Raw genomic sequence first — 20,579 nt, forward strand, 5'->3', positions numbered from 1 at the left:
TAGAAAAGAGGGATGATTGTGGATAATGCAAGTTTAACCAATAAGGGGACTCTGGGAATCATTGGCCTAGAAGACTATCAATGGCGATTGATCACGGTCGTTAAGCAGTTGGGTTTAAATGTTTATTTATATTTAGATCATCATGATCCACAATTGGAACAGTGGGCTGATCAGACTATTGTTGATAATTATCGGGTCAAAGAATCCTTACAAAAGTTTGGGCAACAATGTGATGCAGTCATCTACACCAATCCTTTGTTAGATGCGGTTATTTTAAAGTATTTGACGCAATTTACGACCGTTCCCCAAGGTTATGGGGCCTTAGAAATTGTGCAGGATCGGATTGTGGAACGAGCCTTGTTGGACCAACTGAATGTGAATATGCCACCTTATGATACGGTGGTTAATTTAGACGAAGTTTACCAATCAATTGACGCCATTGGCTATCCAGCAGTTTTAAAATCCATTCAACGGGGACGGGGAGAAAGTATCCTTCGCTTAAATCGGCAAACGGATATTGCCCGTGCGGATGCATTTATTCAGGCTGGTAGTTATATTCTGGAATCGTGGATTGATCACTCTGCTGAATATGCCTTGACGGTCGCTTATGATGGCGAACATTTCATTTACTATCCAATCGTGCAAGAATCGTATAATGAACAACGCCGATTAGTGATGGCCCAAGTAGTTGAAGAAGTGGACCCTGCTTTGGAAAGTGAAGTCGAACGGGTTAGTCGCGAAATCATCACTACCTTAGGTTATCAAGGAACCTTAACCTTGAAATTTTATACCACTGAATCTGGTAATCTTTACGTTGATGAAATTGTGCCGGGACTTTCGATTAGCAATGTCGCTTTACAAGCAGCAGTCAGTGTCATGCCGGAAGAACAACTTGTTCGGATGGCCGTGGGCATGGTTGCCCATGAAGTTGATTTACTGCAAGAAGTGGTAATGGTCCCGATTTACGAGGAACAACAAGCGACAATTAATCAAGCAGTTTTAGAGCAAGCCAATTGGCAAGTTGAATATTTACCCGCTCCCTTAAGTCGGGTCCAAGGCTTTGTCTGGTTAACTGGTGATGAACTAAGCAACTTAAAGCAGCAATTAGCCGATTTGAATTTAACAACCAAGCCGACGGATGATTGATCCCCAGAAGAAATAATCCTCTTGGGGATTTTTTATGTTTTTATCTAAAAAGTCCATGCTATATAATGTAGTTCGGACAACAAAAATGAGGAGAATTAGCGTGACTGAACAATCATTATTACAGGGAATGAATGATAAGCAACAAGAAGCGGTATTAACCACGGAAGGGCCATTATTAGTGATGGCCGGTGCAGGATCTGGGAAGACGCGGGTTTTAACCCATCGAATTGCTTTTTTAATTGAAGAAAAGCATGTCCTACCTTGGAATATTCTTGCCATTGCCTTTACTAATAAGGCGGCGCGCGAGATGCAAGAACGGGTTGGTAAACTCTTGGGGGAAAATGCACGCGACGTTTGGGTTTCGACTTTCCATGCCTTATGTGTACGGATTTTGCGGCGTGATATTGATCGGATTGGCTTTAACCGTGCTTTCACCATTGCGGATAGTAGTGAACAGCGGACTTTGGTGAAGCGGATTTGTGAGGATCAAAACATAGATACGCAAAAATTTGATCCACGCTCGATCTTATCGGCCATTTCCAATGCTAAAAACGCTATGGAAACGCCAGAGCAATATCTAGAAAAGCATCGTGGGCCCTTTGAACAAATGGTGGGAAAGGTTTATCAAAGTTACCAAACGGAATTGGCTAATAACCAATCCCTAGATTTTGATGACCTGATTATGAAAACCATTGAATTGTTCCAGACCTCATCGGATACCTTGGCCTATTATCAAGATAAATTCCATTACATTCACGTCGACGAATATCAAGATACGAACGATGCCCAATATCAATTGGTTAATCTGTTAGCCCAAAAGTACCAAAACCTTTGTGTGGTTGGGGATGCTGATCAAAGCATTTACGGTTGGCGGGGGGCCAACATGAATAATATTTTGAATTTTGAACGTGATTACCCTCAAGCCCAAACAGTTATGTTGGAACAAAATTATCGGTCGACGCAAACCATCCTGAAAGCTGCTAATGAAGTGATTATCAACAACTTGCAACGTAAGGATAAGAATTTATGGACGGAAAATGGGGCGGGCGAAAAGATTTCTTACTATCGCGCGCAAAACGAACACGATGAAGCACAGTTTATCGTAAAGAAAATTCAAGAAGAGCGGGCTAACCATCAATACCATTACAATGATTTTGCCGTCCTCTACCGTACTAATGCCCAATCGCGGGTGATTGAAGAAACCTTCCTGAAATCGAGTATCCCATACACAATGGTGGGAGGACATAAGTTTTATGACCGAAAGGAAATTCGGGATATTTTAGCTTATTTGACTTTAATTGTTAATCCGCAAGATTCAATGTCCTTCACCCGGGTCGTGAATACGCCCAAGCGAGGAATTGGGGACACGAGTGTGGATCATTTACGAGAATTTGCCGATGATAATCACTGGCCACTATTATATGCCGCCCAAAATGTAATTAATGCTAATCAAATCGGTGCCGCCGCCCGCAATAAATTAGATCAATTTGGTCAATTAATGGCGGACTTGACAGATCAAGCGAGTCAACTGTCAATTACCGATTTAACTGAATTGATTTTAGACAAATCTGGCTATGATGAAGCATTGCGTCAAGATAAGAGTCTGCAAGCCCAAGCTCGGCGGGAGAACTTGGATGAATTTAAGTCCGTTACGGCTGAGTATGATAAACAACATGCTGCTGATGACCTCCCACAAATGGAAAAGATCATTAACTTCCTAGCTGACTTAGCTTTGGTATCTGATCAAGATGATGTGGATGAACAAGAACCTGCCGTAACCTTAATGACTTTACATGCCGCTAAAGGATTGGAGTTCCCAGTCATTTTCTTGATTGGGATGGAACAAGGAATTTTCCCATTGGCTCGCGCAATGGAAAGAACGGATGAGATGGAAGAAGAACGGCGCTTAGCCTATGTGGGGATCACGCGGGCCAAACGCAAGCTGTACCTTACCAATGCCTTTTCGCGGATGTTGTATGGTCGGGTACAACGGAATCAACCATCTGATTTTATCGATGAGATTGATGATTCTTTGATTAAAACTGAAAATGAAGGTGGTATGGCCTTTGGAACTGGAAAAGGTGGCTTGTATGGTGGCTATGCCAGTCAGGCTAGTCAAGCCACGACTTACAAAGCCAAACCGCGGCGGACTCCAGGCAAGAAAGTCGCCCCAAAGGTCGCAAATTCAGGGACCGGAGCAGATCAACAGGCTTGGCAAACTGGTGATAAGGTGACCCACAAAAAGTGGGGAACAGGGACGGTGGTCTCAGTTAATGGAACGGGAACGGATATGGAATTAGATATTGCCTTCCCACAACAAGGGGTGAAGCGCTTATTAGCCAGTTTTGCCCCAATTACGAAAGTTGAGGACTGAGCTGATGGCAGAAGTTCCAGTAAGCGACTTAAGTCACGATCAAGCACAAGTAGAATTACCAACCTTACGAGCTCAATTAATTCAATGGGGCAAAGAATATTATGAACAAGATCAACCAACTGTTGAAGATTATGTTTATGATCGGACCTACCAACGCTTGGTTGAAATTGAAGGTAAATTTCCAGATTTAGTGAGTCCAGATTCGCCGACCCAACGAGTGGGCGGACAAACGGAAAGTCAACTGGGAAAAGTTAATCATGCCATTCCCATGCTTTCGATGGGAGATGTGTTCTCGCCAGCAGAATTATTTGAATTTAATCAACGGCAACAAGCTTCTACCGAGGTAGATGTGGAAGCCGAATATAACTTGGAATTAAAAATCGACGGCCTATCTTTATCCTTGGTTTATGAAAATGGTCATTTGGTCCAAGGATCCACTCGTGGGAATGGGCAAATTGGCGAAGACGTCACCGCTAACGTTAAGACGATTAAAGATATTCCCTTAGAATTAAGTGAACCCCTGTCGATGGAATTTCGGGGTGAATGTTACATGCCCAAAGCGGCCTTTGCACAACTAAATGCAGAACGGGAAGCAAATGGGGAACCAGTCTTTGCTAACCCGCGGAATGCGGCGGCCGGCAGTTTACGCCAACTGGACCCAAAGATTACGGCTAAAAGGCAATTAGCGGTCTTTATGTACTACATTCCTGAATACCAACAATTAGGTCTGCAAACCCAAACCCAGGCCTTAGAAAAAATGGCGGCCCTAGGCTTTCCGGTTAATCCTAATTATCGGGTGGTCCAGAATGATGAAGAAATTCAAGCTTATATTGATGAATATACTGCACAACGGGATCAATTACCCTATGGAATCGATGGGATCGTTGAAAAGGTCAACGATTTAGATACGCAAGTGGCTTTAGGAAACACCGTGAAGGTTCCGCGGTGGGAAATTGCCTATAAATTCCCGCCTGAAGAAGAGCCAACCGTGGTCCGCGAGATTGAATGGACGGTTGGCCGAACGGGTAATGTTACGCCAACTGCCGTTATGGATCCGGTCCAATTAGCTGGTACGACCGTGAGTCGGGCGTCCCTGCATAATCCTGACTATTTGATGGCGAAAGATATTCGGATCGGTGATACGGTCTTGTTACACAAGGCTGGCGATATTATTCCAGAAATTTCGACTGTGGTAAAGGCGAAGCGACCGGCTGATAGTCAGCCTTATCAAATTCCGACGACTTGTCCGGTCTGTGGGTCTACTTTGGTTCATTTAACAGATGAAGTCGCATTACGATGCATTAATCCTATGTGTCCAGCTCAAATTAAGGAAGGGTTAGCGCATTTTGCCTCGCGGAATGCCATGAATATTGATGGTTTAGGTCCCAAAATTATTGAACAATTGTGGGATCATCAACTGATCCATGATGTAGCTGATTTATATCGATTAACTAGTGAACAGTTATTAGACCTACCAAAATTTGGTGAAAAGTCTGCTCAGAACCTTATTAATTCGATTGAACAAAGCCGGCATAATTCGGTAGAACGACTAATTTTTGGCTTAGGCATTCGTCATGTAGGGGCGAAAGCAGCCTTATTATTAGCGCAACGCTTTGGTTCACTAGACGAATTAAAAGTTGCCAAGGCCCAAACAATTGCGCAAGTTGACAATTTAGGTGATACAATTGGACAAAGTGTGGAAACCTATTTTGCCAATCCCCAGGTGCAAACTTTATTAGATGAATTAAAAGCCGCGGGGCTGAACTTTGATTATTTAGCGCCCCAAGGTCAGGTGGCTAGTGCGGAATGGCAGGATCGCCGCGTGGTCTTAACCGGCTCTTTAACCACGATGACCCGCCAGGAAGCAACTAATTGGTTGAGTCAACATGGTGCGACGGTAACGGGGAGCGTTTCTAAAAAAACGGACTTACTAATTGCGGGCGAAAAAGCCGGTAGTAAGCTGACTAAGGCTCAGTCATTGGGAATTGAAATCTGGAATGAAACACAATTTGCGGAGGCCATGAAAGGGGCAACAGAAGCATGAAATTATTGAAACGGATGCTGACCGTCGGGATGCTAGCCGGTCTATCAATTGGCCTGGCAGCCTGTTCAACTAGCTCAAAAAGTAAGGTGACGACCCTTTCGTCAGGCGGAAGTGGCAATTACCGGACCGTGGTGGTAAATGGTAAATACCGAACCAGTAAGTCTCGGGGGGTTAATAGTAGTAATGGGAATTCGACGGCTAGTTTAAAGAGTTTTGATTCGGGCTTAACGACCGTTGCCAAACGAATTTTCTCGACGAAAACCTATATTTTCCAAGAGGGACAATATTTAAGTTCGACTACCATTAATCATTGGCTGGCCCGGGTTTCATCTAATGCGGCGGGCTTAAACCCTAAAAAGGGGAGCAGTGATGATCCCAATCCTGAATATATTCAACAAATTGAAGAACAAGATTACATGACCCAAGATGGTAATAACTTGAAATTACGGGGCATGGTAATTGGGATTGCTGTTAACTCGGAATATCAATATCAAAAAGAAACCGATGGTCCATACTATACCAAGACCATTAGTAAAGCTGAAGGACTCGCCAAGGGGAAAGAAGCGGCTGCAAAAATTCTGAAGCGATTACGGAAAAATAGTAAGCTGAAGAATATTCCAATTGTGATTGCGATTTATCGGCAAGCTTCCTCAGACAGCCTGGTAGGTGGTAACTATGTTGCATATAGTCGGAACAACGGGAGCACCATTAGTGAGTGGCATAAGTTAAATTACTCCACGAAGATCTTACCGAAATCTAGTGATGCGACCTCAACGACGGAAGATGATCAAAGTGATGATAGTAACTTTACGAACTTTAAGAATAAGGTCCAAAACTTCTTCCCGAACATCTCTGGAGTAACGGCGCAAGCGCAATACTATAATGGGGAATTATCCGGAATGAATATTTCGGTGACGACCCAATTCTATAGTTCTAGTGAAATTCAAAGTTTCACGCAATACATTGAGCGCCAGGCTAAGAAGTATCTTCCAAGTGGGATTCCGATTGAAATCAAGATTCAAACTTCGGATAATGAAATTCAATCTGTAGTTTATCGGAATAGCAATTCTGATGATTATGAATCCCACGTCTTCTCATCCTATTAGATTTTAAGAAATCGTCCTTTGAGACGATTTTTTATTTGGAATCCGATAAGGATGATAATTAAATGACTGATTTATGGTAAAATTCAATATAGTATTGTTTTAAAATTTAGAGAAAAGAGGGTTCGAAAGTCATGGCAGAAAATTTAGACCGTGAACAAGTTCAACACGTGGCTGAACTAGCCAAGCTATCATTTACTGATGCGGAGCTGGACCATTTTGTACCACAATTGGAAGAAATTATTGATCTGTTTAACCAATTAGCAGAAGTCGATACTGAACAGGTCAAGCCAATGACGACCGCCACTGATGAAGTGAACGTCTTACGGGAAGACGAAGCCGTTAAAAGTAGTGAGGAGATGCGACAAGCCCTACTGGCCAATGCTCCTGAAACGGAAGATGGCTTAATCAAGGTGCCAGCGATTTTAGATGAAAGTGAGGATGGCGAATAATGGATTATCGTCAAACTGACATTAGCCAATTACATGCTGACTTAGTGGCGGGTAAGGTGACTGCCACCGAATTAGTCAAGGCCAGTTTAGCGCGGATGGATGAAACCGAAGCGGATGTACAAGCTTTTATTACCCGCAATGATGAAGCCGCTTTAGCCAAGGCCAAGGACTTAGATGAAGCTGGTATTCCGGCAGACCAATTATTGGCCGGAATTCCCTTAGCGGTTAAGGACAATATCTTAACCAAGGGCTTGCGGACGACGGCTGCTTCCAAGATTTTGGAAAACTTCATGCCGGTTTATGATGCCACGGTCATTGAAAAATTAAATGCGGCTGGTTTTATCAACGTTGGTAAAACCAATTTAGACGAATTCGCCATGGGATCCTCTACGGAAACTTCATATTTCGGGACGACTCACAATCCTTGGGACTTAAGTCGAGTACCAGGGGGATCTTCTGGTGGTTCGGCCGCCGCGGTAGCAGCTGGCGATGTATTAGGGGCCTTTGGAACCGATACCGGTGGTTCGATCCGGATGCCCGCTTCCTTTAACGGTATTGTAGGGATGAAACCAACCTATGGGCGAGTTTCACGTTGGGGCGTGATTGCCTTTGGATCAAGCTTTGACCAAGTTGGCTGGTTAACCCAGAACGTTAAGGATAATGCCATCTTGATGACCGCAATTAGCGGACAAGATGATCATGATATGACTTCTTCTCATCGTCCTGTACCGGATTTTGTGGCGGGCTTAGATGAAGCTAATGTGAAGGGACTTCGGATTGGGGTGCCTAAAGAATATATGAGCGATGCCATTGATGCGGATGTTCGCGAAGTGATTCAAGCTGGCTTAGACCACTTAGTATCGCTAGGGGCAACGGTGGATGAAGTTTCCTTGCCACATACTAAATACGGCGTGCCAGCTTACTATATCTTGGCATCTTCTGAGGCGTCCTCAAACTTACAACGTTTCGATGGGATTCGCTATGGCTTCCGGGCCGATGATGTGAAGAACCTGGAAGACGTCTATGTCAAAACGCGGTCTGAAGGCTTTGGGGATGAAGTCAAACGGCGGATCATGCTGGGAACCTTCTCTCTATCAGCCGGCTTTTATGATGCTTACTTCAATAAGGCGGCGAAAATTCGGCGCTTAATTGCGGAAGATTTTGAAAAAGTCTTTGCTGACCATGATGTCATCATCGGGGCCACGGGAACTTCAACCGCCTTTAAGATTGGGGAGAATATTGACGACCCAACGAAGATGTACTACAACGACGTCTTAACGGTGACGGCAAATCTTGCTGGGGTTCCAGCAATGTCCGTTCCAGCTGGTTTCTCTAAGGTTAATGGCATGCCAGTGGGGATGCAATTAATCGGAAAGAAGTACGATGAAGCAACCTTATATAAGACGGCCTACGTATTTGAACAAACCACCGATCATCATAAACAAACGGCAAAGTTAGGAGGGGACCAATAAAATGAACTTTGAAACGACAATTGGACTAGAAGTCCACGTGGAGTTAAAAACGAATTCCAAGATTTTTAGCCCCTCACCAGTTAACTTTGGTGCAGAACCTAACGCCAATACTAATCCCCTTGACTGGGGGTATCCAGGGGTCTTACCAACCTTAAATAAAGGGGTCGTCAAGGCCGGGATTATGGCGGGCTTGGCCTTACATGCTGAAATCACCAAGGATATGCACTTTGATCGGAAGAACTACTTCTATCCTGATAACCCCAAGGCTTATCAAATTACCCAATCGGAAACCCCAATTGCCCATGATGGATGGGTCGAAATTGAAGTTGATGGAAAGAAAAAACGCATCGGAATTGCGGAAATGCACATTGAAGAAGATGCGGGTAAGAATACCCACACTGGTCAATACTCTTATGTGGATTTAAACCGGCAAGGGACGCCCTTGATCGAAATAGTGTCTAAAGCTGACATTGCTTCTCCGGATGAAGCCGTGGCATATTTAGAAGCCCTGCGTCAACGAATCCAATTTACAGGGATTTCGGATGTGAAGATGGAAGAAGGTTCAATGCGGGTTGATACCAACATCTCAGTGCGGCCAATTGGTTCGGATCAATATGGGACCAAGACGGAAATGAAGAACATCAACTCCTTTAACTATGTCCGAAATGCCTTAAACTTTGAACAAGAACGCCACCAAAAGGTCCTCTTGTCGGGTGGCCAAATCGTTCAAGAAACGCGGCGGTATGACGAAGCCACCAAGAGTACGATTTCGATGCGGACCAAGGAAGGAAGCGATGATTATCGTTACTTCCCAGAACCGGATGTGCCGGCCGTACATGTTAGTGATGAATGGATTGATCAAATCAATGCTGAAATGCCACAAATGCCGGGTGAACGGCGGGAACACTACGTTAATGATTTAGGTTTGACCGATTATGATGCCATGGTCCTGACCCAAACGAAGGAAATGTCAGACTTCTTTGAAGCGACAGTGGCGGAAGGGGCCGATGCCCGTAAGGTTGCTAACTACTTGATGAACGATGTCAACAGCTACTTAAACACGGAACACGTTGATCTGCCAGCAACGAAGTTAACGCCAGCTAACCTTGCCGGGATGATTAAGTTAATCGATGATGGAACAATTTCATCTAAGATGGCAAAGAAGGTCTTTAAAGGAATCTTGGATGGTCAAGAACCAGCAGCCTATGCGGAAAAGAATGGCTTGGTTCAATTATCTGATCCAGCACAATTACAACCAATTGTGGACGAAGTCTTGGCAAATAACCAACAATCGATTGAAGACTTTAAGAATGGGAAAGATCGGGCCGTTGGCTTCTTAGTTGGTCAAATCATGAAACAAACCAAGGGGAAGGCCAATCCTGGTGTCGTCAACAAGTTATTGATGCAAGCACTGAATGCCCAATAGGAGACTTTAATGACAAAGCGAGCACGCGTAATTTATAATCCAACCTCAGGGCGTGAAGCGATTAAGCAGGATCTGGTTGAGATTCTCGCCGTGTATGAACAAGCAGGCTACGAAACTAGTGCTTACGCCACGACTCCAGAACCTAATTCTGCAAAAATGGAAGCCAGCCGGGCTGTCCGTGAAGGCTTTGATCTGATCGTTGCGGCTGGTGGTGATGGGACCATCAATGAAGTCATGAATGGGATTGCTCCTTTTGAGCAGCGGCCTTTGTTAGCGGTGATTCCATCGGGAACGACCAATGACTATGCGCGGGCCCTAAAAATTCCACGGGAGGACCCCGTTGGCGCGGCACGGGTGATTTTGAATCCAGAAAACCGCTTTAAAATTGATGTTGGTCAAGCGGGCGATAATTACTTTATGAATATTGCCGCAGCCGGAACTTTGACTGAATTGACCTATGATGTGCCTTCTCAAATGAAGTCCCTCTTTGGCTATCTAGCTTATTTTGCCAAAGGGGCCGAATTATTACCACGAGTGAAAGCAGTTGATGTCCGGGTTAAGTATGATGATCAAGTCTACGAAGGTGAAGTTTCAACCATCTTCTTAGCCCTTACTAATTCAGTGGGTGGCTTTGAACAGGTGGTGCCGGATGCTTCTTTAGACGATGGAAACTTTTCCTTGTTAATCGTCAAGGATAGTTCTATTCCTGGGATGCTACAGCTGATGGCCAAAGCCTTAAAGGGGAACCACGTGGGTGACGATCGGATTATCTATGCTAAAGCCAAAGATGTATTCATCGAACCCGTCCATGAGGAAGATCGACTGATGATTAACCTTGATGGGGAATATGGTGGCGATGCACCAATGCAATTCCATGACTTACGGCAACATATTAATGTGGTCGCTAATGTGGCTGAGATTCCTAATGAAGCCATTAGTAGTGAAATGACGCCAGAATTGCAACGAATGGAAAAAGACTTTATCCGGGATGTGGATAAAGTCCATGAAGTGGAATCGAATAAATAAATGTAAGGGAGTGCCAACGGACCGGGAGGCTTATTTTCGGTGGTTCGCGGCGCTCTTTTTGCTTAAAAGGAGCTAGGATGAAAGTTAAGATACCAGTTCACAAAGGTGAGGAATTAACGGATCAGATTGAGGATTTGACATATCAAGGTAATGGGGTGATGAAAGTAGATCATTATCCAATCTTCATTCCCGAGGCTTTACCAGAAGAAAAGGTAACAGCTAAAGTTACTAAAGTTACTACGAACTTTGCCTGGGGGCAGGTTTTAAATTGGCAAAGTAAGAGTTCTGACCGGGTTGCGGATCCCGACCAACGCTATTTACAAACGGGAATCGCACCTCTAGGTCACTTAAAATATCCCGCCCAGTTAAAGTTTAAACAAAAATTGATCCAGGATCTCTTACAAAAGGCCCATTTAGCCGTGGATGTTGCGCCAACTATGGGGATGGACAAGCCATTCCAATATCGGAATAAGGCGCAAGTACCAGTGCGTTTTATCCGTGGTCAAGTTGAAACGGGATTTTATAAACGGGGGAGCCATGAACTGGTCCCTATTGAGAATTTCTATATTCAAGATCCAGTCATCGATGAGACGATCAAAATTGTTCGTGACCTCATACGGCAGTACCATATCCGAGCTTATGATGAAGCAAAACAAACCGGGGATCTCAAATCCATCATGGTTCGTCGGGGATATTATAGCCACCAAGTGATGGTTGTGTTGGTCACGCGGACAACTAAATTACCGCACCAAGCTGAATTAGTCCAGGGAATCGTTGACCAGGTCCCAGGCATTACCAGTATTATTCAAAATATCAACTCTAAGCCGACCAATGTGGTTTTAGGACGGGAGAATCATACTCTGTGGGGAGCTGAAACGATTCATGATCAACTATTAGGGATTGATTTCACGATTTCACCCCTGTCCTTTTATCAGGTTAACCCTCAACAAACGGAACGCCTTTATCAGACTGCCATTGATTATGCGGAATTGGACGGAAATCAAACAGTGATTGATGCTTATTGTGGGATTGGGACGATTTCACTGGCTGTAGCCAAACATGCAAAAAAGGTTTACGGGGTTGAAATTGTGGAAGCTGCCATTCAAGATGCCAAACTAAATGCGCAGCATAATCAGATTGCAAATGCTGAATTTGTGGTCGGAAAAGCTGAAGAGCAGATGGCGAAATGGCAAGCACAAGGACTGAAACCAGATGTGTTGATTGTTGATCCGCCACGCAAGGGACTGGATGAACGAGTAATTGAGGCAGCTGGTCAGATGGCACCGCAAAAGATCGTGTATATCTCTTGTAATCCCGCAACGCTCGTCCGTGATCTGCAGCGTTTTATGGACCAAGGTTATCAAATAACAAAGCCTATCCAGCCCGTGGATCAATTTCCACAAACGACGCATGTTGAGAGTATCACAGTAATGTCGAGGAGCTGAAAGCGACGAGGAAATTGCTAGTGACAAATCCATGCGATAGTCACTCAAGAATAAGGAGCATGGTGATGAATGATTGGCTTGTGTTGAACCGCTGAGAATGTGATGAATAGTAAAATTAGAGCTAATAATCGTCCTTGACATGAAACACATATAATTAAAAATTGCGTATGACTTTTATTATCTAGATGGTGATTTAAATGGCAAATCAAAGAATTATGATTGAAGATCAAACGATGAATGAAGTATTAAAATCAATGTACCGTTTGGGTGGACAGGTTTCAAGAAAGGAAATCCGTCAGGATATTCATGATAATTCTGAGGTCATTTCAGAAGATGAAGTTGACCGAATTAAAGTTTCTAAAAAAACTGGTAAAAATTATAGTCCGTTTGCGTGGACACTTAATTTTGCGGTTAAATATCTGATCATGACGGGATACCTGCATGAAGATGGTCATTTGCTTGAGCTAACAGAAAAGGGACGTAATGTAGATGTTGCTGCTTTTGATGGAGCTCGTGATGTTCGACCGGTAGTTGAAAAGATGTTGGCACAAGAAAAGCAGAATAAGGTTACTAGCTCTGATAAGATAAATACTGACGATCATGAGGATCCCGATGAATTAGAAGAACCATGGCGCCAACAATTATTGGATGCCTTAACTAAAATGAATCCTCAGAAATTTGAGCTCTTTTGCCGCGGTTTGCGTACAAAAATGGGCATTAATACTGATGATGAGCTTGGAGTTCAGTATGTGGCCGATGGAGGTATCGACGGCTTCGGCTATATAATAGCTGACGACTTTCGGACCATCAGAGTTGCTTTACAGGCTAAACGCTGGCAAGGGAAAGTGTCGGCACCGGAGATTGATAAGTTCCGCGGAGCAATGGATAAATTTAACGCTGAATTTGGCATTTTCATTACTAATTCTGATTTCACCAGAGAAGCGGTGAAAACGGCTCGCCAAGGAAGTCGGATCATCACCTTGATTAATGGTGATCAGATTTGTAATTTGGTTGCGAAATATCATTATTACGTCGAACCAGTCACTACTTATCGGTTGAAGGACTTCTATTGGGATAAAGATTAGTTTTTATTTATTATTACCCCGAAAGGATGACCAATGATCAAAAAAATATGGCAATCGATCTTTGATATCGTTTTGATATTGTTACTAGTAATTGTTACTCAAATAATCCCACAAATAATTTTGGGTCTTCCCCAAATTTTTGCACCGGGTTTAAAAACGAACCATAGCTATATCTTGGTAGCTGATATTTTGCTTTCACTGGGTTATCTATGGTTTTTTTACACCGGTTTTAAATGGCTTTGCAAGCATCGTTATCAGCATGAATTTACGACTATTACTGGACCTGTTCGCTTTAAAAGACACTATTTTACCGATGCCTGCTTACTGATTACCATCTTATTAGCTGGAACTTGGCTGGTGGGAGTAAAGGTCGCAACTCCATCACTAAATCATTGGGAATTCACGCAAAATCTAGTCAACAATGTCTTGCTGTTTTTTGTGGCGCCCTTGGTTGAAGAAATCGCCTTTCGGGGTGTCATTCTAGAACAAGTTGCGCGGCGTTCGAATACCGTAACCGGAGTCATCGTATCATCATTACTATTTGGCTTAGTGCATTTAATGAATGGTCAACTTGATTTGCTCAGCACTACTCAACTGGTGGTTTCAGGATTTTTAATGGGGACTTTGTTGTCCCTGGCCTATCTTTGGGCGCATTCTATTTGGGCCAACTTTACCCTTCATGCTACATATAATTTGATATTAACCTTGATTCCAGTTCAAGCCAGTCTGTCACATGATTGGCCCTTCCAACTAATTTTTACCAGTCATCATCAATTAATGACGGGTGGGCAATATGGTTCGGATTGTAGCTTGCCTTACAATCTGGCCTATCTAGTGATGATTGGTTTGTTTTGGATTCGTTTAAATAAAAGAATAAGTAAAAACTAACAGGGACTGGGGAAGTAACATTACTTCCCAGTCCCTGTTGAATTATGCTTAAAGTTGGACTTGTTTGATGACATCGTCTAATGTCATCGTTTTTAGTTTAGCTTTGACAGTATCTTCGATGTCATTAAAAACATGATCAATTATATTTGGCATTTGTTGTCCGATCTGACAGGTGATACTTGTATTTTCATCCCGTTTGAAGACCTGGCCAGTAGAAATGGCTAAAAAGATCTCATAAAGTGAAATCTCCTTTGGATCCTTAGTTAAGGAAACTTTTTTACTACCTTTACGAGTGTTTAGTAATCCTGCCTTACTTAATTGGCTAGTGATTTGCCGAATGGTAACTGAACTCGTATTAACACTAAAGGCCAGTGTTTTACTGGAGAGATCAGGTAAATTTTGTCTTACGTAAATATAAGTCATAATGTGAATTGCATCCGCAAAACGTGTTGAAGCTTGCATTTTATATCAATCTCCTAATTGCCGTTGTTAATGGGGTTACTGGTCGACCTAAAATTTGTTTAAAGTCATCGGACTTAACGTCAGCAACACCATTTCTTTCTGCTTCATTTGATGCGGCTAGCACTTTAGCTACAGGCTCAGGTCGGCCCATTTTTACTAATAATTCCGCAAACTGCGCACTTGTAATATCTTGAACTTTTACTTCTTGATTGAAAACTGAACTAAGGACCTTCGTAAAATCAGCATATGAAACGAGATTGTCTGATAAATTATAAGTTTGGTTTGTTTTAAAGTTACCATTCAAGACTTTAGCAGCTGCCTCCGCATAATCACTCCGTAAAGCTAAGCCAAACTTGGCCTCACCAGTTGAATTATAAATCGTTTTACATTGGCTGTCATTAATAATGTCGAATTGTTTGGTTTCAAGATAGCGAGCATTACGGAGAATAATATAGTTGATCCCGGATTTCTTCAGGTAGTTTTCAGTAGCCAGGTGAGCGGTTCCTAATGGATTATGTTCAGGATTTACTCCACTTGTATAAACCAGAAGGGAAAGGTGGTTGGCTGTCGCTGCCTTGATAAAATTTTGATGTTGGATAAATCTTTTTTGGTTATCAGGCTCATTCGTTGAGACTAGAAGAGCTCGATCAACACCATGAAGGGCAGTTAGCAGGCTTTCATAGTCGTTAAGATCGGCTGGTCGAACATCAATCCCTAGGTCCGCAAAATCCTGCGCTTTTGATGGCGTTCTAGCCAGCCCAATTAGGTTGGCGGGGGTCATACCTTCTTCAAGGAGATCAGTTAATACTAAACGGCCTAATTGACCAGTAATTCCAGATATTGCAATTTTCATATCTATACCATCCTGTAAAATTATATTTTATATCTATAATATACAAGTTTTCTTTTTATCTGTAAAGTTAAATTTTATAACTTTTAAAAATGTTGCCGCGTAAAAGTAATTTGAGAGCGATAGTCAATGATCTTTTCTGGTATAATAAGATTATCTAAAGTAATATTAATCCTGAAAGGAAGGCGATCGCATGGCAATTAAATTAGTCGCACTCGATATTGATGATACTCTCTTAAATTCCAAAGGTGAGATTCTGGAATCCACAAAAAAAGTGATTTCTCAAGCTTTGGCCCAAGGGATTAAGGTGGTCCTTTGTTCCGGGCGCCCCCTAGCAGGCGTGAAGCCTTATTTAGATCAATTAGGTATCCAAGGTGATGGTCAATATGCGGTGACCTACAATGGGGCCATTATTTGTTCGGCAGCAGGGCGAATCTTGGCAAAAGAGTTACTTGATAATCAGCAATACCGTCGCTTAACAGCCTTTGGTAAAGAACATCAAGTGCCTTTTAATGTGTTAGATGAGCATTCGGTTATTTATACAGCCGATCACGATATTGATTTTGTGACGGTCGTCCAAGCCTGGGAGAACGAAGCGGGGATCATGGTGCGCCAACCAGATGAGTTACCAGCTGATTTTACAATCACGAAAGGCGCCTTTGTGGGGGATCCCGAACGCTTAGATCAAATTCAGCCGTTAGTGGAAACCACCTTTGGCGACGAGATGTATGTGGTCCGCGCGGGGAAATGGTTCCTCGAAATGATGAATTCCAAGGTGAATAAGGGTAATGCTTTGGCCCAACTTAGTGAATTATTACAAATTGCACCTGATGAAGTTATGGTCTTTGGCGACGAAGGAAATGATTTGGCAATGTTTGACTTTGCTGGCATCGCTGTCTGCATGGGAAATGGTTCGGACGAAGCCAAAGCGCAGGCTGATTTTGTGACTGCTTCAAATGACGATGATGGAATCGCTCAAGCTTTTGAAAAGTTTATTCAATAGTTTTAGATATCGTAAGTGACATATATTTTCAATCGTAAACTAAAACCAGATCACTTTAAGGACCTGGTTGGGGTACGTTATTTATATTGGTTTTGCTGATTTTTGCGGATGAACAAGCTGAATTAAGGAAACAATGATGAAAGAAAAAGTAGGACAAGTATTTTCGATTGCCAAAGATAATCCACCAGTAGCGGGGTGTACTATTTCAAAAGCAGTGACCCAAGGTGAGCATCAGGTAACTTATTTTTCATTAGCCGCTGGAACTGATATTAGTGCGGAAATCTTTCCGTATTATAAACTGGTGCTTGTGACAGATGGCCAGGTCAATGTTTATGGCGAGGATGATTTAGATTGTCTACTTTCAACTGGCGAGGGGATTGTGACCCCCATTAATACTCCACTTGGTTTCAAAACAGCATCGGGGGTTGTTTATACGGAGATCTTGGTGCCGACAACGGATAAAATCAATGCAGTACTTAAGGTTGGTGAAACTTTTCGGTTGGCGGATTTAGTTCCCTACCAGGCTGATAAAATTATCAATATGGATCTGATTCAAAGCGATGAGTTAAAACTTGTCGTTATGTCCTTTGATCAGGGAACGGGTCTAGCCGAACATGCTGCTCCAGGGGATGCGATCATCTTCGCCTTAGATGGCCAGGGCATCATTACATATGAAGGCCAAGACCATCAAATTCAAGCGGGACAGAATTTTCATTTCGCCCAGGATGGCCGCCACAGAGTGCAGGCGTCGACACCTTTTAAAATGGCCTTATTAATTGATTTAACTGCTTGAAGATCATGCCGAGAAGGAGAATAAAATGAGATTAAATGAATTTAATCAACCAATTGGTGATGCCTTACCGGATTTCACGCCCGGTGAATGGCCCCAAATCAACCAACTAACTGGAAACTTTGTGACTGTGGAACCCATTAACCTTGATCGGCACTTCGAATCCGCTTATGAATTTTATGGTCCACAGAGTCCTCAGGAGCAATGGACCTATTTGCCAATGGAGGCCTTTTCCAGCCAAGCCAATTTTAAGAAATATTTTAGCCAAATGGCCGCTTCAAAAGACCCTTACTATTTAGCCGTGGTTGATAAGAAGACGGGTCAAGTAGTAGGTACTTTTTCCTTAATGCGAATTGATCCCCAGAATCGCTCTGTTGAGATGGGCTGGGTTCTGTATGGGCCTAAATTGAAACGATCCCGCCTTGCAACGGAAGCTCAATACTTGGTCATGAAATATGTCTTTGAAGATCTTCACTATCGTCGGTATGAGTGGAAGTGTGATCACTTAAATGCCCCATCAAGGCGCGCTGCCGAACGATTAGGATTTAAGTTTGAAGGAACCTTTCGGCGGGCTAACGTCTATAAGGGACGGAGCCGGGATACGGATTGGTATTCATTGCTTGCTGAAGAGTATGCTGCAATGAAGCCAAAGTTTGAACAGTGGCTAGCGCCTGAGAATTTTAATGAAGATGGTCAGCAAGTCAAGTCGTTACATGAATTTTAGATATTTAAAAAGGCGTTAACTGATCCCAATTCGGACTAGCTAACGCCTTTATCAATTATTGATTAATGCCAAAGCCACCATTCCATGAAATTTTTTCCTTGGCTGCTAAGGTCATTTGTAAGAAACCGAGTGCTTCCATTTCCAGCGCCCGCTTAAGTTTACCAGCATCCATAACAGCTAATGGACTTCCTGATAGGGACGAAGTAAAAGATTCTTTGGCATCTTCATCGTCACCAGCAACTAAAACGGTGGTTTGATTGTCGCCAACCTGGCCACTATTTAAAGTACCAGCAAAGGTCGTATTAAAGGCCTTCAAAACCTTAGATTGTGGTAAAGCCGTTTGTAGAATTTCAGCGGCGGATGAATCGCTTGGTACCACTAATTCGTCCCAATTATCAAAATTCAAGGGATTAGCAATCTCAACCACAATTTTACCGGCTAATTGGGTTTGGTATTGGTTAGCTAAGTCTTTTTCTGCCGCAAATGGAACTGCAAAAACGACTAAATCGCCAAAAGTTGGTTGTGCTTCGCCATGACCAATAAATTCAACGGATTGACCTGCCGCTTCAAAATTCTTCGCAATTGCTTGCCCCATATTTCCTTTACCAATTACAGATACTTTCATAAGTATAATCTCCTTTTAGAAACTTAAATTTTATCGTTGAAATTATTATAAGTTATTTACTTACTTTTTACAAGTGAAATGATTTGAAGTGAAATTTAGGACTATTTATAATTAAGATATTAACAGTTAAGGGGAGGTAGCTTATGCAAATTCGCCATGCTCAAATGAGCGATATCCCAGCCCTTGCGGATCTTGAAAGGCGTGCTTTTCCAAGTGCAGAAGCGGCTACGCAACCGCAACTTAAAGCGCGGATTACCGTTTTTGGGAATCATTTCTGGTTACTGGTTGATGACGATGATCAGTTGATCTCCTTTGTCAATGGTCTAGTAACTAATCAGGCTAATTTAACTGACGAGATGTATGAACAGGCCGATTGGCACCAAGAAGATGGTACCTGGCAGATGATCTTTTCTGTGGTGACCGACCCGGATCATCGTAAGCAGGGCTATGCGAGTCAATGTTTAAAAGCTGCGATTACAGATGCCCAAATGCAGGGACGTCGGGGGTTAGTACTAACCTGTAAGGATCAACTTATTGGCTTTTACGAACGCTTCGGTTTTGTGAATGAAGGCTTTACCGGTTCGATTCATGGTGGAGTTCGCTGGAATCAGCTACGTTTGACGTTTAAGGAAAGTCCAAAATGAAGATTATACTCTTGATAATTACCCTACTGAGTTGCAGTGCTTTTGGAACAATTTGGCTCCATGATCGGCGCTCTTTATTCCTTGGCTTTTATTTTTTGACGACCTTGGGAATGCTTGGGGTAGATCTACTGGTGGTCAATATCCAACTCTGGCAGGCAGGTAGTCAACTTGCCTGGTTGGTGCTCGTCGTAATCGTGTTAATTGCGATTCTGTTACTCTTGGTGCCTTTTTTGACGAGTTTTCTTTTAATTATTAACGGGATCCAATTAATCCGGCGGACCCGGCGATCTTTTAATAATTTGTTATCCCTCTTAGCTGGCTGCTTACTTTTGATTAACCTTACCATTTGGGTCCAACTTGACCACTTATTTGCTTCCTGGGGACCATTCTTTTGGCATCTTTATCACATGGTCGATCTGGTGATTGCGGATGTCTTATTTTTATTGACGATCTATACCGTGACGAGCCTCTTGAATTTAATCCACTTTAAACATGAGCCATTAGATTACTTGATCGTCTTGGGAGCAGGCTTATATCAAGGTCGGGTTTCGCCTTTGTTGGCGGGGCGGGTTCAAAAAGCGGTTTCCTTGTCCCAAGATAATCCGCAAACTAAATTCATTATGTCTGGAGGTCAGGGGAGCGATGAACCACGCTCCGAAGCCGCTGCCATGAAAGAATATGCCATGAGTTTAGGTGTGCCCGCAGACAGGATTATTTTGGAGGATCAATCGACGAACACGGCTGAAAACATCAAATTTTCGCAGCGTTTAATCCCGCCTAATCAAAAAATTGCCCTGGTTACCAATAATTTTCATTTGCTTCGAGCCTTATTGTTAAGCCGTCAAGCTGGCTTACCCTGTGCGGGATATGGAAGTAAAAGTCGCTTCTATTATTCTCTAAATGCTTTCATCCGGGAGTTTGCCGGCTATCTATTATTACGTAAGAAATTGTTAGTGGTAATTTTGATATTAATAGAGGGGGCATATCTTCTTTTCGCTACTCTCACATCTTAAAGAGGAA

General features: G+C 42.9%; 19 protein-coding genes. 16 read left to right on the forward strand and 3 right to left on the reverse strand.

Going from position 1 to position 20,579, the window contains the following annotated elements; all coding sequences use genetic code 11:
• The first annotated feature begins 18 nt into the window (after positions 1-18).
• From FC60_RS04870 to FC60_RS04920, 11 genes are all read left to right on the forward strand, one after another.
• Positions 19-1,146 (forward strand): ATP-grasp domain-containing protein, encoded by a 1,128-nt coding sequence (locus tag FC60_RS04870; protein ID WP_162252176.1) that lies wholly within the window; start codon positions 19-21, stop codon positions 1,144-1,146.
• A gap of 85 nt (positions 1,147-1,231) precedes the next feature.
• Positions 1,232-3,520, forward strand: a complete 2,289-nt coding sequence (gene pcrA / locus FC60_RS04875; RefSeq protein WP_056937350.1) for a DNA helicase PcrA — start codon at positions 1,232-1,234, stop codon at positions 3,518-3,520.
• 4 nt (positions 3,521-3,524) lie between these two features.
• The gene (gene ligA / locus FC60_RS04880) at positions 3,525-5,564 is read left to right on the forward strand and encodes an NAD-dependent DNA ligase LigA (protein WP_056937322.1); all 2,040 of its coding nucleotides are present in this window, start codon (positions 3,525-3,527) and stop codon (positions 5,562-5,564) included.
• On the forward strand, positions 5,561-6,670 hold the full coding sequence (locus FC60_RS04885) for a CamS family sex pheromone protein (RefSeq protein ID WP_007122444.1): 1,110 nt from the start codon (positions 5,561-5,563) through the stop codon (positions 6,668-6,670). The genes ligA and FC60_RS04885 overlap by 4 nt, the downstream gene beginning before the upstream one ends.
• A 131-nt stretch (positions 6,671-6,801) precedes the next feature.
• The gene (gatC, locus tag FC60_RS04890) at positions 6,802-7,119 is read left to right on the forward strand and encodes an Asp-tRNA(Asn)/Glu-tRNA(Gln) amidotransferase subunit GatC (RefSeq protein ID WP_056937323.1); all 318 of its coding nucleotides are present in this window, start codon (positions 6,802-6,804) and stop codon (positions 7,117-7,119) included.
• Positions 7,119-8,591, forward strand: coding sequence for an Asp-tRNA(Asn)/Glu-tRNA(Gln) amidotransferase subunit GatA (gatA, locus tag FC60_RS04895; protein ID WP_056937324.1), 1,473 nt, complete (start codon positions 7,119-7,121; stop codon positions 8,589-8,591). Before gatC ends, gatA begins: the two co-directional genes overlap by 1 nt.
• Before the next feature lies 1 nt (position 8,592).
• Complete coding sequence (gene gatB, locus FC60_RS04900; protein WP_056937325.1) at positions 8,593-10,017, forward strand: Asp-tRNA(Asn)/Glu-tRNA(Gln) amidotransferase subunit GatB; 1,425 nt, start codon at positions 8,593-8,595, stop codon at positions 10,015-10,017.
• Positions 10,018-10,026: 9 nt separating this feature from the next.
• On the forward strand, positions 10,027-11,043 hold the full coding sequence (locus tag FC60_RS04905; protein ID WP_056937326.1) for a diacylglycerol kinase: 1,017 nt from the start codon (positions 10,027-10,029) through the stop codon (positions 11,041-11,043).
• A gap of 77 nt (positions 11,044-11,120) precedes the next feature.
• Entirely contained in the window at positions 11,121-12,488 is a 1,368-nt protein-coding gene (gene rlmD, locus FC60_RS04910; protein WP_056937327.1) for a 23S rRNA (uracil(1939)-C(5))-methyltransferase RlmD, read from the forward strand.
• Positions 12,489-12,685: 197 nt separating this feature from the next.
• Positions 12,686-13,573: a restriction endonuclease gene (locus tag FC60_RS04915; RefSeq protein WP_056937328.1), complete on the forward strand. Its 888-nt coding sequence runs from the start codon at positions 12,686-12,688 to the stop codon at positions 13,571-13,573.
• A gap of 33 nt (positions 13,574-13,606) precedes the next feature.
• The gene (locus FC60_RS04920; RefSeq protein ID WP_056937329.1) at positions 13,607-14,461 is read left to right on the forward strand and encodes a CPBP family intramembrane glutamic endopeptidase; all 855 of its coding nucleotides are present in this window, start codon (positions 13,607-13,609) and stop codon (positions 14,459-14,461) included.
• 48 nt (positions 14,462-14,509) lie between these two features.
• Here FC60_RS04920 and FC60_RS04925 read toward each other — a convergent pair whose 3' ends face one another.
• Positions 14,510-14,923, reverse strand: coding sequence for an Rrf2 family transcriptional regulator (locus tag FC60_RS04925; protein WP_056937330.1), 414 nt, complete (start codon positions 14,921-14,923; stop codon positions 14,510-14,512).
• A 1-nt stretch (position 14,924) separates the two neighbouring features.
• The gene (locus FC60_RS04930; protein WP_056937331.1) at positions 14,925-15,776 is read right to left on the reverse strand and encodes an NAD(P)H-binding protein; all 852 of its coding nucleotides are present in this window, start codon (positions 15,774-15,776) and stop codon (positions 14,925-14,927) included.
• 190 nt (positions 15,777-15,966) lie between these two features.
• Here FC60_RS04930 and FC60_RS04935 point away from each other — a divergent pair, with 190 nt between their 5' ends.
• From FC60_RS04935 to FC60_RS04945, 3 genes are all read left to right on the forward strand, one after another.
• A complete protein-coding gene (locus FC60_RS04935) occupies positions 15,967-16,776 on the forward strand; it encodes a Cof-type HAD-IIB family hydrolase (protein ID WP_056937332.1) in 810 nt (269 codons plus the stop codon).
• A gap of 136 nt (positions 16,777-16,912) precedes the next feature.
• A complete protein-coding gene (locus FC60_RS04940) occupies positions 16,913-17,569 on the forward strand; it encodes a cupin domain-containing protein (RefSeq protein ID WP_056937333.1) in 657 nt (218 codons plus the stop codon).
• 25 nt (positions 17,570-17,594) lie between these two features.
• A complete protein-coding gene (locus tag FC60_RS04945) occupies positions 17,595-18,290 on the forward strand; it encodes a GNAT family N-acetyltransferase (RefSeq protein ID WP_056937334.1) in 696 nt (231 codons plus the stop codon).
• Positions 18,291-18,345: 55 nt separating this feature from the next.
• Here the strand turns inward: FC60_RS04945 and FC60_RS04950 are convergent, their stop codons facing one another.
• Positions 18,346-18,915 carry an NADPH-dependent F420 reductase gene (locus FC60_RS04950; protein WP_056937335.1) on the reverse strand — a complete coding sequence of 190 codons (570 nt, stop codon included), beginning with the start codon at positions 18,913-18,915 and terminating at the stop codon, positions 18,346-18,348.
• A gap of 143 nt (positions 18,916-19,058) precedes the next feature.
• Here FC60_RS04950 and FC60_RS04955 point away from each other — a divergent pair, with 143 nt between their 5' ends.
• Both FC60_RS04955 and FC60_RS04960 read left to right on the forward strand, forming a co-directional pair.
• Positions 19,059-19,559, forward strand: coding sequence for a GNAT family N-acetyltransferase (locus tag FC60_RS04955; RefSeq protein WP_056937336.1), 501 nt, complete (start codon positions 19,059-19,061; stop codon positions 19,557-19,559).
• Positions 19,556-20,572: a YdcF family protein gene (locus FC60_RS04960; RefSeq protein ID WP_056937337.1), complete on the forward strand. Its 1,017-nt coding sequence runs from the start codon at positions 19,556-19,558 to the stop codon at positions 20,570-20,572. Before FC60_RS04955 ends, FC60_RS04960 begins: the two co-directional genes overlap by 4 nt.
• The last annotated feature ends 7 nt before the right edge of the window (positions 20,573-20,579 follow it).

It is taken from the genome of Limosilactobacillus gastricus DSM 16045, from assembly GCF_001434365.1.
Classification (GTDB): domain Bacteria; phylum Bacillota; class Bacilli; order Lactobacillales; family Lactobacillaceae; genus Limosilactobacillus; species Limosilactobacillus gastricus.